The sequence below is a fragment of the Pseudomonas psychrophila genome (assembly GCF_001043005.1).
Classification (GTDB): domain Bacteria; phylum Pseudomonadota; class Gammaproteobacteria; order Pseudomonadales; family Pseudomonadaceae; genus Aquipseudomonas; species Aquipseudomonas psychrophila.
The window spans coordinates 1,200,103-1,216,329 of record NZ_JYKZ01000001.1; the positions used below are offsets into that span (position 1 = coordinate 1,200,103).

Here is a 16,227-nt window from a genome sequence, read left to right on the forward strand (position 1 = left end):
TTGAAACACTCCCTTTTTAGTTCGACGCACGGTAAAGCCCGTGCGCATCGATGTAGGCCAGGACCGCGTCGGGCACCAGGTAACGTACCGACTTACCGCTGGCCAGCAGTTGACGGATCTGGGTGGCGGATACCGCGAGCGGCGTCTGCCAAACGAATGCAATCTGTCCGCTTGCCCCCTTCAGGGCCAGCGGGTCGCTTACCGAGCGCGCTGCCAGCAGGTTGCGCAAGGCATCCGGCGGTTCGCTGTCGGCATCCGGGCGCTGTAGCACCAGGATATGGCAATGCTGGAGCAACTCTTCCCAGCGATGCCACGTGGGCAGGCCGCAAAAAGCGTCCCAACCCAACAGTAAAAACAACTGGTCGTCCGCGGCCATTTCGGCCCGCATCAGTTCCAGCGTATCGATCGTGTAGGACGGTTTGTCCCGTTGCAGCTCCCGCGCGTCCACTACCAGCGTAGCCACTCCTGCGACAGCACACTCGACCATCGCCAAACGGTCATGAGCTGACACTTGGGGCGTATCGCGGTGGGGCGGCCTGGCATTGGGAGTCAGACGAAGCTCGTCGAGCCCCATCATTTCAGCCACTTCAAGTCCGCCACGCAGATGCCCGATATGCACCGGATCGAAGGTTCCACCCAGCACGCCTATGCGCAGGGGTAACGCTTCGATTTTCGGTGTCGGCCCTGACGCTTTAAGAGCGACCAAGTCAGACCGGCTCCTGACCGCGCAACTGGCCATCACCGACCACAATGTACTTCTCGCAGGTCAGACCTTCGAGACCTACCGGGCCGCGGGCGTGCAGCTTATCAGTAGAAATGCCAATCTCCGCACCCAATCCGTATTCAAATCCATCAGCAAAGCAGGTTGGTGTGTTGAGCATCACGGAACTGGAGTCCACTTCGGCCATAAAACGCCGGGCTTCACCCTGATGTTCAGTCACGATCGAGTCGGTGTGGTGAGAGCCGTAGTGATTGATATGTTCAATCGCCTGATCAAGCCCGTCGACGATGCGAATCGACAAAATCGCGTCCAGGTACTCGGTGTTCCAGTCTTCTTCGGTCGCCGCCACCACATCGATCAACGCCCGGGTGCGTTCGCAACCGCGCAGTTCGACGCCCTTGGCGCGAAATTGTTCAGCCATTGCCGGCAGAAACGCTGCAGCCACCGCCTGGTCCACCAGCAGGGTTTCCATCGCCCCGCAAATGCCATAACGGTAGGTTTTGGCGTTGAACGCAATACGCTGGGCCTTGGCCAGATCGGCCTGGGCACTGACGTACACATGGCAAATGCCGTCAAGGTGTTTGATGACTGGCACCTTGGCATCACGGCTGACACGTTCGATCAGGCCTTTGCCACCCCGTGGCACGATCACGTCAACGTACTCTGGCATGGTGATCAATGCGCCCACTGCAGCACGATCGGTCACTTCAACCACTTGCACCACGGCTGGCGGCAAACCGGCCTCGGCCAGTCCTCGCTGAATGCAGACCGCAATGGCACGATTGGAGTGAATCGCCTCGGAACCACCGCGCAGAATGGTCGCGTTGCCTGACTTCAGGCACAGACTGGCTGCATCAATGGTCACGTTCGGACGAGATTCATAGATGATTCCGACTACACCCAGTGGTACGCGCATCTTGCCAACCTGAATACCCGAGGGGCGGTAGCTCATGTCGCGGATCGCGCCGATGGGGTCTGGCAGGCTTGCCACCTGACGCAAACCGACAATCATGCTGTCGATGCGTGCAGGGGTCAGCGCCAGGCGCTCCAGCATGGCGGGCTCAAGGCCGTTGGCCCGGCCGGCGGCCAGGTCCAGTTCGTTGGCGGCAACAAGCTCCAGGCGAGCGGCATCCAGTGCAGCAGCAGCGCCGTGCAGGGCACGGTTCTTCTGCGCAGTACTGGCACGGCCAATCACGCGGGAAGCTTCGCGAGCAGCGCGACCCAAGCGGGTCATATAGTCAAGAACGGACTCAGTCATGGTCTCAAGGGTCTTGGCAGGGAGGAAAGCGGCCGATTATAGCGGTCCAACCGCCTTACGCACAGCGGTGGCAGGCGGATGGTCGAAATGGACTACAAATACACGGCGTTCAGCCCCGATTAAGCATGACTTGCTATTATCTGACCCTTTTCAGCTATCCACTGACCGTCCTGAAAATGCCAATGATGCTGCCAGATGCCTTTTTCGACCGCGACGCCCAGCTTCTTGCTCGCGAACTGCTGGGCAAAGTCATCCGCCATCGGGTCAACGGCCTGTGGCTCAGTGCCCGGATTATCGAAACCGAAGCCTATTACATCGTAGACAAGGGCAGCCACGCGTCGCTGGGCTACACCGAAAAACGCAAGGCGCTGTTTCTGGATGGCGGGCACATTTATATGTACTACGCCCGTGGCGGCGATTCTTTGAACTTCAGCGCCCATGGCCCCGGCAACGCGGTACTGATCAAATCCGCCTACCCGTGGCTGGACAACTTGTCGGGCCCGGACAGCTTGGCGCAGATGCAACTCAACAACCCTGACACCCAAGGTAACCCTCGCCCCGAGCAGAAACTCTGCGCCGGGCAAACCCTGCTCTGTAAGGCACTGGGCCTCAAAGTCCCCGTTTGGGATGCAAAATGTTTCGACCCCGAACGTTTATGGGTCGATGACGTCAGAGAAAAACCTTCGCGAATCATCCAGACCTCTCGCCTGGGCATACCCCATGGACGGGACGAACATTTGATGTACCGCTTTGTTGACGCTGATTACGCTGCGTATTGCACACGAAACCCCCTACGCCGCGGTCAGGTCGAGGGGCAGGATTATTTGATAGTGAAATGAAAGCACCCTCACGGGGCTTTTGACTTGAACAAGGAAATTGAAACATGGGCCCGTGGCTCGATAGCGTAACCGGCTGGCTGACAGCCAACCCGCAATGGCTGGGCCTTGCGGTGTTTATTGTGGCGTGCGTGGAGTGCCTGGCGATTGCCGGGATCATCGTTCCCGGCACCGTGCTGTTGTTCGCCATTGCCGTCATGGCTGGCAGCGGCGCCTTGTCACTGGGCCAAACGTTACTGCTGGGCTTTCTCGGCGGGCTGTTGGGTGACGTGGTGTCTTACGCCCTGGGCAGACGCTTCCACCAGAACATTCGACGTTTGCCACTCTTGCGCACACATCCCGAATGGATGAATGGCGCCGAGAGCTACTTCCATCGCTATGGCATTGTCAGTCTGTTGATCGGCCGCTTTATCGGCCCGTTGCGCCCTATGCTGCCGATGGTGGCCGGGATGTGCGACATGCCGATCCCTCGATTTATCGGCGTGAGCCTGCTGGCGGGCGCAGGCTGGGCAGTTGCGTACCTGCTTCCAGGCTGGGCAACCGGCGCAGCTATTCGCCTGCCACTGCCCGAAGGCTTCTGGCCTCAGGCCGCCATCGTTGCTGTAGGCCTGATTGCCCTGCTGGGGCTGAGCATCAATGCCAGCATCCGTCGCCAACCCAGAACCACACTACTGATCGGCGCATTGAGCCTGACCCTGCTGCTGGCCGTTTTCATTGGCTACCCGCACATGACGGCCTTCGACCAGGGCATCAATGCGCTGGTACAGGAGCATCGCAGCAGCGCCATGGACACCGCTGCGGTGCTGGTTACGCAAATCGGCAACTTCCGCACGCAGTTTTTAGCGGCGGCACTGGTGTGCGTCATTCTGCTGTTCACAAAGCAATGGCGGGCGATGTGGTTCTTTGGCGGGGTCACGCTGTTTACAGCCCTGGCCAATACGTCGACCAAACACTTTTTCGCCCGGGTACGCCCCGAAGTGCTGGTCGACCCCCTGACCAGCTACAGCATGCCCAGTGGGCACAGCTCGGGAGCCTTTGCTTTTTTTGTAGCCCTGGCGATTCTGGCCGGACGCAATCAGCCACAGCGCATGCGCGTTACCTGGGTGTTACTCGGGTGCTTGCTGGCGATCACCGTGGCGATGTCGCGGGTATATCTGGGTGCTCATTGGCCAACCGATATCACCGCAGGCGCCCTGCTCGCCATCACCGTCAATGCATTCGCGCTGGCGCTGAGCCAGCGGTTTATGCCGCTTGAACCCATTCCACAGAAAATCTGGTGGCTGATCTTGCCTTCGGTAACTGCGCTTTACGGCTTTTTCATGCTGGCCCACATGTCCAAAGAGCTGCTGCGCTACGCCTATTGAACCCGGAACTGTCAGGTGAACGCCTCGCCCTGAATCTCATCGAGCAGCACTTGAATCCCGTCCAGACGCTGCTGCGGGTCATCGACCTGCAGCAGCTCAATCTTGTCTGCTTCGGCAAAAGGCAACAGGTACGCCAGTTGATTGGCCAATGACTGCTGCCCCGCGACTTCGGTATTCATGCTCAAGGCTGCGACCATCGGGTGCTCGGCCAAAGCCTTGAGCAAGGCCAGCAGGTCCTGGTCTTCATCCTGAAGCGGCTGTTCGGGGATCTCGCTCAGCCATTCGACCTGCGCTACCAACAACTGGTCGCGCTGCAACTCAGTACTCAGCACCTCAAAGCGGCGCCCACCTTCGACCCGAATTCCCAGCAGTCCATTGTCCTGGCGCTGAAAGTCGCGGATCAGCGCTTCGCAGCCGATCCCGGCGATGTCTTGCGGGGCATTGCCGACTTCTCGGCCATCAAGGATGCACACCACGCCAAAGCCCGTGCCTTGCTTCATGCAGCGGGCAATCATGTCCAGGTAGCGCGCTTCAAAAATCTGCAGATCCAGTACACACCCCGGAAACAGTACCGTCTTCAAAGGAAACAGTGGCAACGTCATACACTCACCCTTACACCACGAGGGTCACGGCCAACGGCAAAAATACCGCCGTGGCAACGCCCATCAAACTCATCGCCAACGCTGCAAAAGCACCGCACTCTTCACTCTCATGCAAGGCCACCGACGTGCCGACTGCATGTGCCGTCATCCCCAGTGCCATGCCCCGGGCCTCCGGGCTATGAACCCCCAAAAGCTGTAACAGGCCAGGCCCGCAAATGGCGCCAATCACTCCAGTGATCAACACAAACACCGCCGCCAGTGCCGCCACACCGCCAATCTGTTCAGCCACCAACATGGCAATCGGCGAGGTGACGGATTTGGGCGCAAGGGTCATCAACATCATGTGCTCTGCCCCAAACCACCACGCCAGCAGCACCACCAGACCGGTGGCAAACACACCGCCAACCACCAGCGTAGTTAAAATAGGCCAGAACAATTGATGAATTCGTCGCAGGTTCAGGTACAGCGGCACCGCCAGCGCCACCGTCGCAGGCCCCAGCAAGATACTCAGGATATTCGTGCTCTCACGGTACTCGGCATAGCTCAAGCCGCAACTGAGCAACACACCGATCACCAGCAGCATTGAGGCCAGTACGGGCTGCAGGAAAATCCAGCGGGTTTTTTCGTAAGCCGCAAGCACCAGTTGATAGGCGCCCAAGGTGATGCCGATACCAAACAGCGGATGATGGATCACTGATTCCCAGGCGCCTTGCCATTGAACGCTCATGGCCGCTCCTCAGGATGACTGTGACGCTTGAGCAAGCGTTGCATCAGCACGCCCACAAACGCCATCGAGAGTAACAACGACAGTACCAGCGCCCCGACGATAGCCCAAAAGTCAGCAGCAATATCAGCGGCATACACCATGACGCCCACGGCGGGTGGCACCAGCAGCAAAGGCAGATAACGCAACAGGCTGCTGGCAGCCAGACTCAATGGCTCGCCGACCTGTCCCCGCACCATAAAAAACCCCAGCAACAGCAGCAGCCCAATAATAGGGCCGGGCAACACGGGGACGAACAAGTGATTGAGCGCAGTGCCCAGCAATTGAAACAGCACCAGCCACGTCAAGCCGCGTAACAACATCTCACCTCTCCAGCGAATATTTTTGTGCCGCATTATAAGCACGTCCCCGCCACCACCGGCATTGCCAAACCTTGCCGGCCCGGGCTCACACAGCAACACTGAATTAGTCTCGATGTTTCATCCGGGCCTATAGACACCCTCCATTGCTACGGCATACTCGGTGGCTTAATTATCCGGATCCCGCTATGCGCCCATTTGCCCCCCTTGCTTTGACCCTGCTGCTGACGGCCTGCGGTGACGGTGAATCGCTGTTACCGCCAGACGCACGCCTGCCCGATGGCGGGCGTTATCGTGGCGAAGTGGTCAACGGGTTGCTGCAAGGCCAGGGACGCATCGACTACCCCAACGGCAACTGGTACGCAGGCGACTTCAAAAATGGCCTGTGGCAAGGCCAGGGTGAATGGCACGCCAGTAATGGCGATGTGTATCGCGGCGGGTTTGAACAAGGCTTATTCAGCGGCCAAGGCAGCCTGACCACTCACGACAGCACTTATGTGGGCGGTTTCAAGCAAGGGCGACGCGAAGGTGAAGGCACGCGCAAAGAAGCCGGCTTAAGCTATCGAGGGGATTTCAAGGATGACCAGTTCTCGGGCAACGGCCAGCTTGAACTGGAAGACGGCAGCCAGTACAAAGGCCAGTTTTCCCACGGCAAGCCCCACGGGGAAGGGATGCGCAGCGATGCCAGCGGCAATGAATTCACCGGCCAGTTCGTCAATGGCGAGCTGGAGGGCAACGGCGTCTTCAACAGTGCCGACGGCGACCAGTACGAAGGCGCGTTCAAGCACAATCAGTTGAACGGTAAAGGTCGCTATGAAAATGCCGACGGAGATGTCTGGGTCGGCGAGTTCAAAGACGGCGCATTGACCGGCAAGGGCGAGCTGATCGGCATCGACGGCAGCCACTATCGCGGCATGTTCAACGAATGGCGCTTCAACGGTCAGGGCCATTTGAGCTTGCCCGACGCCAGCACTTATGTGGGCGGATTTGCCGCAGACACCTACCAGGGCGAGGGCACCCTGACGCTGGCCGATGGCACCGTGCAAAGCGGTTTCTGGGTTAACGGCCAGCGAGTCCGCGATGCCAATGGCACTGTCTTGCCCGATCCGCTGGAACTGGGGTTGCTCAACCAAGGCACGCTGCTCAACGAGGCATTGGCGGGTGTTGCACCGTCGACACCGGCCATTGAGCTGTACAGCCTGGTGCTCGCAGGCGACGGCAAGCAGAGCGTGTTCAAGCGTGAAGCCGATTACGTCAACGACATGCTCGCCAGTCGCTTTGGCAGCCGCGGCCAGATCACGCTGGTAAACCACCGTGATCACCTGCTCGATCGCCCCATGGCCACCCGCGAGAATCTGCACCGTGCGGCCCTTACCCTGGCCGAACGCACTGGCCCGGAAGACCTGATATTTATTTACCTGACCAGCCACGGCACACAAGAGCACGAACTGGTGCTGGATCAGCCCCGCCTGGAGCTGGCAGATCTGCCCGCTGACGAACTGGCGGCGGCGCTGGTCCCCCTGAAAAACCGCGACAAGGTCATCGTGATTTCATCCTGCTATTCGGGCGGCTTTATCCCCGCACTCAAGGATGAAAAAACCCTGATCATGACCGCATCCAAGGCTGATCGCGTGTCCTTCGGCTGCTCGGAAGAAGCCGACTTCACCTACTTCGGCAATGCCTTGTTTGCTCAGGCCCTGAACCAGACAGACGATTTGCAAAAAGCCTTTAAGCTGGCCAAACACTACGTCGCCGAGCGTGAGCTGGCTGATGGCTACGAACCTTCCGAACCTCAAATATGGGCGCCAAAAGGCGTTCTGAACCACTGGCAACGCTTGCGTCATCAACAAGCAAAACAGGCTTTGCAGTAAGCAAATAACCCTGGAATGGCTAAGCTGGTTGTATCAAGGGAGAAACACTATGCACTTGACGCCTTCACATATTTTGCTCGCTGGAGCCACCGGTCTTACGGGCGAACTGTTGCTCGACCGCCTGCTCAATGAACCCACCATCACTCGCGTGCTTGCCCCTTCGCGCAAGCCTCTGGCGGCGCATCCGCACCTGGAAAACCCGGTAGGTGATCCAGCCGTATTCCTGCCCCAGCTCAGTGGCCGGGTCGATGTGGCCTTCTGCTGCCTGGGCACCACAATCAAACAGGCAGGCTCGGAAGCTGCATTCCGCGCAGTGGACCATGACATGGTGGTGGCTTTCGCCAAACGCGCACGAGAAATGGGTGCCCGACACCTGATTGTGGTCAGTGCCATTGGCGCCGACCCAAAATCGTCGGTGTTCTATAACCGTGTCAAAGGCGAAATGGAGCAATCGCTGCGCGCCCAAAACTGGCCGCAACTGACCATCGCACGCCCTTCGCTACTCCTGGGAGACCGTGTAGAGCCTCGACTGGCCGAGCAAATCGCTGGGCCATTATCCAAACTGATTCCGGGCAAGTACCACGGCATCGAGGCCTGCCAACTGGCTCGGGCCCTTTGGCGCCTGGCGCTGGAAGAACAGGACGGCGTGCGGGTGATTGAGTCGGATGACTTACGCAAGCTGGGCAAGTAGCCCGCCACCGGTTCGCTACAAACCACCACTGGCCTGAAACCCGACACCCAGCGCGGTCAGCACCGACAACGGCAACACTACCGTGTCGAGCAACGCGCTGGCGGGCAGGTCCAGACCGGGGTATCGCGGGGCCTCGGCGCCAAAGCGATCCTTGGCGCAACACCCGCCTTGCAACGCATACAGATCAAGCCGGGTGCCCGGCTTTGCTGCATTGAGCGTACGTACGCTGGCGCAACCACACACCAGAGCCGCCGCCAGCAAAGCCAAAAGCGCTTTATTCATCGCCGCCTACATGGTGCTCACCCCATCGCGGGAGCATGTCTTGGGGGATGTTGAGCAGGTTGAGGATCCGCGCCACCACAAAGTCCACCAGGTCATCGATGGTCTGCGGCTGATGATAGAAACCGGGAGACGCTGGCATGATCACGGCCCCCATATTGGACAGCTTGAGCATGTTCTCCAGATGGATGCTGGAGTACGGCGCCTCACGCGGCACCAGAATCAACTGGCGACGCTCCTTGAGGGTCACGTCGGCCGCCCGCTCCACCAGATTGTTGCAGGCGCCAGTAGCAATCGCCGACAGCGTACCCGTCGAACAGGGCACCACCACCATCGCCGCCGGAGCACCTGACCCCGAAGCCACCGGGGACATCCAGTCTTCCTTGCCGTACACCCGAATCTGCCCGGCAGCAGCCCCGGTGTATTCAGTCAGGAACGTCTGCATCGCCTGTGGTTTGGCCGGCAGGCTGACGTCGGTTTCGGTTGCCATCACCAATTGCGCCGCCTTGGAGATCAGGAAGTGCACTTCGCGATCCTCCCGCACCAGACAGTCGAGCAAACGCAGGGCGTACTGCATGCCCGATGCGCCGGTGACGGCCAGGGTTATACGCTCCGGGCCGCTCATTGCAGCGCGTCCGCCAGCTTGCCATGCAGCCCGCCGAAGCCGCCGTTACTCATGATCACCACATGGGCGCCCGGCTTAACCTGGGCCTTGACCTCGGCAATGATGGCTTCCAGCGAATCGCAGACCTTCGTCGGCACAGGACTCGACGCAACTGTCGCCGCCAGATCCCAGCCCAGATTGGCCGGTGCGTACCAGACCACGTGATCGGCCTGAACCACACTTTGCGGCAAACCATCACGGTGAGCACCGAGCTTCATGGAGTTGGAGCGCGGCTCAATCACGGCAATCAGCGGTGCATCACCAATGCGCTTGCGCAGGCCGTCGAGCGTGGTCGCGATCGCAGTCGGGTGGTGGGCGAAATCGTCGTAAATGGTAATGCCGTGAACTTCAGCGACTTTTTCCATCCGACGTTTCACGCTTTTAAAGGCGCTCAAGCCATCAATCGCCAGGTTCGGCACAACGCCCACATGGCGTGCAGCCGCCAGGGTCGCCAAGGCATTGGCCACGTTGTGCTGGCCGGTCATGTCCCACTCGACAGTGCCCTGCATGACGCCGTCAAACAGCACCTCAAAACGCGAACCGTCTTCGCTGAGCAGACGAGCTTGCCATTGGCCGCCCTCGCCCGTGGTTTGCACCGGCGTCCAGCAGCCCATCTCGATCACACGCTGCAAGGCAGGCTCGGTGGTCGGATGGATCACCAGCCCTTCGCTCGGAATGGTGCGCACCAGATGATGGAATTGGCGCTCGATGGCAGGCAAGTCCGGGAAGATATCGGCGTGATCGAACTCAAGGTTGTTGAGGATCGCCGTACGCGGGCGGTAGTGAACGAACTTCGAGCGCTTGTCGAAAAAGGCGCTGTCATATTCATCGGCTTCAACCACAAAGAACGGCGTGTCTCCCAGACGGGCCGATACCGCAAAGTTTTGCGGCACGCCACCGATCAGGAACCCCGGCGCCATGCCTGCGTGTTCCAGCACCCAGGCCAGCATACTGCTGGTAGTGGTTTTGCCATGGGTGCCGGCCACGGCCAGCACCCAGCGGCCTTGCAGCACATGGTCGGCGAGCCATTGCGGGCCCGACACATACGGCAAGCCCTTGTTGAGTACGTACTCCACCGCCGGGTTGCCCCGCGACAACGCATTACCGATCACCACCACATCTGGAGCCGGATCGAGCTGAGACGGGTCATAGCCCTGAGTCAATTCAATACCCTGAGCCTGCAGCTGGGTGCTCATTGGCGGATAAACGTTAGCGTCAGAGCCGGTAACGTGATGGCCCAGTTCTTTGGCAAGAACCGCCAGCGAACCCATGAAAGTGCCGCAAATACCAAGAATATGAATGTGCATAGTCGACCTCGTAAATCATCGGCGAAGGGTAGCGCAGGGGGGTGAGTTTCGCACCTGATGATTCATGTGGGAGCGGGCTTGCTCGCGATGACATCACCGCGGTTTGCCAGGCAGACCGCAGCTCCCACACACGTGAAGTCGCTCTGCTCAGCGCTCAATCCCATGCTTGCGCAGCTTTCTATAAAGGGTATTGCGGCTAACCCCCAATTGCAGCGCCGTATGGGTCATGTGCCAGCGGTGCAGTTCGAGCGCCAGCAACAAGGCGTGCTTTTCGGCATCTTCAAGCGGGTGCTCACAAGGTTCCGGGACCCTGGACGGAGCCAGGCGAATAGTGGCAGGCAAGTCGCCGAACTGGATTACGTCGTCGTCACACAAAGCCGCCAGGGTGCGCAGCACATTACGCAATTGGCGCACGTTGCCCGGCCAGGCAAACTCCAGCAGCGCCTCGCGCGCGCCCTGGCTGATCCGCAACGGTTGTCCGCCCGCCTCCTCTGCCAGCAAGAAGTCCAGCAACTGCGACTTGTCAGTGCGATCGCGCAACGCTGGCAGACCAACCTCCAGCCCGTTAAGACGGTAATACAAATCTTCGCGAAAGCTGCCGTGGGCTACGCGCTCCTGCAAGTTGCGGTGCGTGGCACTGATGATGCGCACGTTAACCTCTAGTGGTTCGCCACCAATCGGCACCACCAGACGGTCTTCCAGCACTCTTAATAGACGGGTTTGCAGCGCCAGAGGCATATCGCCGATTTCATCCAGGAACAAGGTGCCACCATCGGCCTGCTGCAACTTGCCTTGCATGCCCTCCTTGCGGGACCCGGTAAAGCTGCCGCCGCGGTAACCGAACAGCTCGCTCTCGATCAGGCTCTCCGGAATAGACGCGCAGTTGAGCGCCACAAAAGGTTGGCTGCTACGCAAACTGGCCTGATGCACGGCCTTGGCAAAGGCTTCTTTACCGGAGCCGGTTTCGCCGTTGATCAGCAGCGGCACATCGCGCTCAAACACCCGCAACGCACGGCGAAAATCGACCTGCAGGGCTTCATCCCCAAGACAAATCCCGCCAAGGCGCGACAATTGCGGCTCAACATGTACCGCGACCGGAACAGGCGCACGTCGTGCTTGACCGCGCAGCGCCGCAATCAGTCGGCGGCCATCGCGAGTGCGCAGCGGCCAACTGGTAGTCGCCTGGGGAGTGGCCCGGGCGAACAAGTCGTCGCGCGGGCAATCGAACACACTCTCGATCAATTGCCCGATCAACCCGTCACGCACGTGGCCCAGCAGGTTCAAGGCACTTTGGTTAACGGCGCAAATAATCCCGTCACCATCAAAGGCCAGCATGCCTTCACTGAACAGCCCGACCGACTCCGCCTGCAGGTGAAACCGCAGCAGCCACTGGTTTTCGAAATGGCCCAGAAAGTAGCTGTTTTCGATGATTTTGGCCGAGAGATTGACCAGCGCCATGGTATGAAACTGGCTCTGGCGCGAAGCTTCGTGACGGGCCGAAGACACATCCAGCACCGCCAGCAACTCACCTTGGGGATCAAACACAGGGCTCGCCGAACAGGTCAGCCCGGTATGTCGACCGCGAAAGTGTTCGTCCTGATGGATCGTCAATGCCTGGCGCTCCACCAGACAAGTGCCAATCCCGTTGGTGCCCTCCCGCGCTTCGCTCCAGTCGGCACCCAGCCAAAGACCGGCCTGTTCAAACACCTTGCGCTCGGAGGGGGCGGTGACACAGTTGAGAATTACCCCTCGGGCATCTGTGAGCAGCACAGCATGCCCGGCACCGGAGAGTTGCTGGTGCAAGCTGTTCATTTCATGACCGGCGATTTTCAGCACCTGCTGCAACCGCTCGCGGCCTTCGAGAATGCGGCCTTGCTCAAGCACGGTCGGAGCGATGGTTTGTGCGGGATCGAGGTGATAATCCTCAAGGCATCGTTGCCAGGAACGAACGATAGACGGGTCGCACCCTTGAGGGCGCCCTTGGGTGACATCTATGACTTGCCGTGCGTGACGGCTCAAATCGGTGCTGTGCATTTCTTATTGTTCTCCGCTCTGTTTCGGTGGCCTCACGCTCGACAGAGGCAACCCACCCTCAGCGGCAACAGAGATCCAGTCCAAACCGAATGCCCAGCATCCTCTGGCATGCGGCCCATTGCAATCACGAACTGACTCACCGGTCGTCGACCGTACCGTCGATGGTACAAATTGTCACAACGGCTGTATCAGCCCTGTCACAGCACCCCCTGCCCAATCGCCTCAAAAAAGCCTTGAAGCCACGGTTTACAAGGACTTCACAAATATGGCCCAGCCCTTGCTCCTGCTTGTATCAGCGCCACAGCGCGTCCTCCCATAAGCACAATAAAGCCAGGAGACACACACCATGCGTTACGCACAACCCGGTACTGAAGGCTCGATCGTCTCGTTCAAGAGCCGTTACGGTAACTACATCGGCGGCGAATTCGTGGCGCCCGTCAAAGGCCAGTACTTCACCAATACCTCGCCTGTGAACGGCAAAGCCATCGCCGAATTCCCGCGTTCGACCGCAGAAGACATCGACAAAGCTCTCGACGCCGCCCATGCCGCCGCCGATGCCTGGGGCGCGACATCCGTGCAGGCTCGCTCGCTGGTGCTGTTGAAAATCGCTGATCGCATCGAACAAAATCTCGAACTGCTGGCCGTGACCGAAACCTGGGACAACGGTAAAGCAGTACGCGAAACCCTGAATGCAGACGTGCCGCTGGCAGCCGACCACTTCCGCTATTACGCCGGCTGCATCCGCGCACAAGAAGGCAGCGCGGCCGAGATTGACGGCAATACCGTGGCCTACCACATCCACGAACCGCTGGGCGTGGTCGGGCAGATCATCCCCTGGAACTTCCCGCTGCTGATGGCCGCCTGGAAACTTGCGCCAGCACTGGCTGCCGGTAACTGCGTAGTCCTCAAACCCGCCGAGCAAACCCCGCTGAGCATCACGGTGCTGATGGAACTGATCGGCGACCTGTTGCCACCCGGCGTCCTCAACGTCGTGCAAGGTTTCGGCAAGGAAGCTGGCGAAGCGCTGGCCACCAGTAAGCGTATTGCCAAGATTGCCTTCACCGGCTCCACACCCGTGGGCTCGCACATCATGAAATGTGCTGCCGAAAACATCATTCCGTCGACCGTTGAACTGGGCGGCAAGTCGCCGAACATCTTCTTCGAAGACATCATGCAGGCTGAGCCAACCTTCATCGAGAAAGCCGCTGAAGGCCTGGTGCTGGCGTTCTTCAACCAGGGTGAAGTCTGCACGTGCCCATCGCGGGCACTGATTCAGGAGTCGATCTACGACGACTTCATGAAAGTGGTGATGAAAAAAGTCGAGTCGATCAAGCGTGGCGACCCGCTGGACACCGACACCATGGTCGGCGCCCAGGCGTCCGAGCAGCAATTCGACAAGATCCTGTCCTACCTTGAAATCGCCAAGGCTGAAGGCGCCGAGCTGCTGACCGGCGGCCAAGTGGCTAAACTCGAAGGCGACCTGGCAACCGGCTATTACATCCAGCCGACCCTGCTCAAGGGCACCAACAAAATGCGCGTATTCCAGGAAGAAATCTTTGGCCCGGTGGTCAGCATCACCACCTTCAAGGACGAAGCCGAAGCGCTGGCGATCGCCAACGACACCGAGTTTGGTCTGGGTGCAGGCCTGTGGACTCGCGACATCAACCGCGCCTACCGCATGGGCCGCGCAATCAAGGCCGGTCGTGTGTGGACCAATTGCTATCACCTGTACCCGGCACATGCGGCGTTCGGTGGTTACAAAAAATCCGGCGTTGGCCGTGAGACCCACAAGATGATGCTCGACCACTATCAGCAGACTAAAAACCTGCTGGTGAGCTACGACACCAACCCGCTGGGCTTCTTCTAACCCCGCAAACCCGTAGGAGCGAGCCTGCTCGCGAAGGCCGTTCGCGAGCAGGCTCGCTCCTACAACGGGTTTCAACTGCTCTATACCGAGCCTTTGGCCCAGCTCTTGCTTTGCTCCCTGTCATATTTTCTCAAACTATAAAAGAACAGGTGACTCCCATGCCTAGCGAACCTACTCCCGCTTCGGCGGCATCCTCTGTCGACTTTGAAAAAGTCGGCAGTGAATATTTCCAACAACGAGAATTGAAAAAAGGCGCTGCCGGCTGGGTCCTGCTGGTGGGCCTGGGCGTGGCCTATGTAATTTCCGGCGACTATGCCGGCTGGAACTTTGGTCTGGCCCAAGGCGGCTGGGGCGGGATGTTTATCGCCACATTGCTGATGGCCACCATGTACTTGTGCATGTGCTTTTCGCTGGCTGAACTGTCTTCGATGATCCCCACCGCCGGTGGCGGCTATGGCTTTGCGCGCAGCGCATTCGGGCCTTGGGGCGGGTTTCTGACCGGTACCGCCATCCTGATCGAGTACGCCATCGCACCCGCGGCCATTGCCGTGTTCATTGGCGCCTACTGCGAGTCGCTCTTCGGAATTGGCGGCTGGATGATCTATCTGGCGTTCTACATCATCTTTATCGGCATCCACATTTTCGGGGTCGGCGAAGCGCTCAAGCTGATGTTTATCATCACCGCCGTGGCCGCAATTGCGCTTGGGGTGTTTCTGGTCGCGATGGTGCCGCACTTCAGTGTCGCCAACCTGCTGGATATCCCGGTCACCGAAGCCAAAGGCGCCAGCCCCTTCCTGCCGTTCGGTTATGTCGGCGTCTGGGCCGCCATTCCCTACGCAATCTGGTTTTTCCTCGCAGTCGAAGGCGTGCCGCTGGCCGCTGAAGAAACCAAAAACCCCAAGCGCGACCTGCCTCGCGGCCTGATTGGCGCCATGCTGGTACTGGCCACCTTCGCCCTGCTGATTCTGGTGATTGGTCCAGGGGGCGCGGGGGCAAACAGCTTGATGACCTCGGGTAATCCGCTGGTTGAAGCACTGAGCAAGGCTTACGGCGGCTCGACCTGGATGGGCAGTTTTGTGAACCTGGTGGGCCTGGCCGGTTTGATCGCCAGCTTCTTCTCGATTATTTACGCTTACTCGCGTCAGATATTCGCCCTGTCCCGCGCAGGCTACTTGCCGCGCAAACTGTCCGAAACCAACAAGAGCAAGGCTCCCGTTCTGGCCTTGATCATTCCCGGCATTATCGGTTTCGGCCTGTCGCTGACCGGCCAGGGCGACTTGCTGATTCTCGTGGCAGTGTTTGGCGCAACGATTTCCTACGTGCTGATGATGGCCGCGCATATCACCCTGCGCATTCGTCGCCCCAAAATGGAGCGTCCGTATCGCACGCCGGGCGGTATTTTCACTTCAGGCATCGCTTTGGTGCTCGCTTGCGTCGCAGTAGTCGCCGGGTTCCTGGTAGATCCACGGGTGGTGATTGGCGCTGCGGTGATCTATGGAGTATTAATTGCCTACTTCGCTTTCTACAGTCGCCACCACTTGGTGGCCGGCACGCCGGAAGAGGAATTCGCGGCTATTCAACAGGCCGAAAAGGCCCTGCATTAACCGCTGAGAAATCCGCCAGACGCGCTGCGTCTGGCGTCATGGAGCA

At 59.4% G+C, this 16,227-nt stretch carries 15 protein-coding genes; 6 read left to right on the forward strand and 9 right to left on the reverse strand.

Annotation, left to right across the window (positions count from 1 at the left end; all coding sequences use genetic code 11):
- Positions 1 to 16 precede the first annotated feature (16 nt).
- On the reverse strand, positions 17 to 739 hold the full coding sequence (gene nadD, locus TU76_RS05555) for a nicotinate-nucleotide adenylyltransferase (RefSeq protein WP_037031991.1): 723 nt from the start codon (positions 737 to 739) through the stop codon (positions 17 to 19).
- Positions 708 to 1,979, reverse strand: a complete 1,272-nt coding sequence (locus TU76_RS05560; RefSeq protein ID WP_019824228.1) for a glutamate-5-semialdehyde dehydrogenase — start codon at positions 1,977 to 1,979, stop codon at positions 708 to 710. The genes nadD and TU76_RS05560 overlap by 32 nt, the downstream gene beginning before the upstream one ends.
- A gap of 176 nt (positions 1,980 to 2,155) precedes the next feature.
- On the opposite strand from TU76_RS05560, the gene TU76_RS05565 reads away from it, so the two are divergent.
- The gene (locus TU76_RS05565) at positions 2,156 to 2,818 is read left to right on the forward strand and encodes a DNA-3-methyladenine glycosylase (RefSeq protein WP_088500094.1); all 663 of its coding nucleotides are present in this window, start codon (positions 2,156 to 2,158) and stop codon (positions 2,816 to 2,818) included.
- A gap of 44 nt (positions 2,819 to 2,862) precedes the next feature.
- Positions 2,863 to 4,179, forward strand: a complete 1,317-nt coding sequence (locus tag TU76_RS05570) for a bifunctional DedA family/phosphatase PAP2 family protein (protein ID WP_048351220.1) — start codon at positions 2,863 to 2,865, stop codon at positions 4,177 to 4,179.
- Between the two features lie 11 nt (positions 4,180 to 4,190).
- Here the strand turns inward: TU76_RS05570 and TU76_RS05575 are convergent, their stop codons facing one another.
- Genes TU76_RS05575 through TU76_RS05585 form a run of 3 tightly spaced genes read right to left on the reverse strand, consistent with a single transcriptional unit; the run spans position 4,191 to position 5,867 of the window.
- Positions 4,191 to 4,781 (reverse strand): LON peptidase substrate-binding domain-containing protein, encoded by a 591-nt coding sequence (locus TU76_RS05575; RefSeq protein ID WP_019824234.1) that lies wholly within the window; start codon positions 4,779 to 4,781, stop codon positions 4,191 to 4,193.
- 10 nt (positions 4,782 to 4,791) lie between these two features.
- Positions 4,792 to 5,508, reverse strand: a complete 717-nt coding sequence (locus TU76_RS05580) for an LrgB family protein (protein ID WP_019824235.1) — start codon at positions 5,506 to 5,508, stop codon at positions 4,792 to 4,794.
- Positions 5,505 to 5,867, reverse strand: a complete 363-nt coding sequence (locus TU76_RS05585; protein WP_019824238.1) for a CidA/LrgA family protein — start codon at positions 5,865 to 5,867, stop codon at positions 5,505 to 5,507. Before TU76_RS05585 ends, TU76_RS05580 begins: the two co-directional genes overlap by 4 nt.
- 185 nt (positions 5,868 to 6,052) lie before the next feature.
- On the opposite strand from TU76_RS05585, the gene TU76_RS05590 reads away from it, so the two are divergent.
- Complete coding sequence (locus TU76_RS05590; RefSeq protein WP_048351221.1) at positions 6,053 to 7,735, forward strand: C13 family peptidase; 1,683 nt, start codon at positions 6,053 to 6,055, stop codon at positions 7,733 to 7,735.
- Positions 7,736 to 7,784: 49 nt separating this feature from the next.
- Positions 7,785 to 8,426 carry an oxidoreductase gene (locus TU76_RS05595; protein WP_019824241.1) on the forward strand — a complete coding sequence of 214 codons (642 nt, stop codon included), beginning with the start codon at positions 7,785 to 7,787 and terminating at the stop codon, positions 8,424 to 8,426.
- Positions 8,427 to 8,441: 15 nt separating this feature from the next.
- Here the strand turns inward: TU76_RS05595 and TU76_RS05600 are convergent, their stop codons facing one another.
- From TU76_RS05600 to TU76_RS05615, 4 genes are all read right to left on the reverse strand, one after another.
- Complete coding sequence (locus TU76_RS05600) at positions 8,442 to 8,708, reverse strand: YceK/YidQ family lipoprotein (RefSeq protein WP_048351222.1); 267 nt, start codon at positions 8,706 to 8,708, stop codon at positions 8,442 to 8,444.
- Positions 8,701 to 9,330: a flavin prenyltransferase UbiX gene (gene ubiX / locus TU76_RS05605; RefSeq protein WP_019824244.1), complete on the reverse strand. Its 630-nt coding sequence runs from the start codon at positions 9,328 to 9,330 to the stop codon at positions 8,701 to 8,703. The genes TU76_RS05600 and ubiX overlap by 8 nt, the downstream gene beginning before the upstream one ends.
- Entirely contained in the window at positions 9,327 to 10,676 is a 1,350-nt protein-coding gene (mpl, locus tag TU76_RS05610; protein ID WP_019824245.1) for a UDP-N-acetylmuramate:L-alanyl-gamma-D-glutamyl-meso-diaminopimelate ligase, read from the reverse strand. The genes ubiX and mpl overlap by 4 nt, the downstream gene beginning before the upstream one ends.
- 147 nt (positions 10,677 to 10,823) lie before the next feature.
- Positions 10,824 to 12,710, reverse strand: coding sequence for a sigma-54-dependent Fis family transcriptional regulator (locus TU76_RS05615; protein ID WP_048351223.1), 1,887 nt, complete (start codon positions 12,708 to 12,710; stop codon positions 10,824 to 10,826).
- Positions 12,711 to 13,056: 346 nt separating this feature from the next.
- Here TU76_RS05615 and exaC point away from each other — a divergent pair, with 346 nt between their 5' ends.
- Together exaC and eat are read left to right on the forward strand one after the other, a co-directional pair.
- Positions 13,057 to 14,577 (forward strand): acetaldehyde dehydrogenase ExaC, encoded by a 1,521-nt coding sequence (gene exaC, locus TU76_RS05620; protein ID WP_048351224.1) that lies wholly within the window; start codon positions 13,057 to 13,059, stop codon positions 14,575 to 14,577.
- A gap of 158 nt (positions 14,578 to 14,735) precedes the next feature.
- Positions 14,736 to 16,181, forward strand: coding sequence for an ethanolamine permease (gene eat / locus TU76_RS05625; protein ID WP_019824250.1), 1,446 nt, complete (start codon positions 14,736 to 14,738; stop codon positions 16,179 to 16,181).
- Positions 16,182 to 16,227 lie beyond the last annotated feature (46 nt).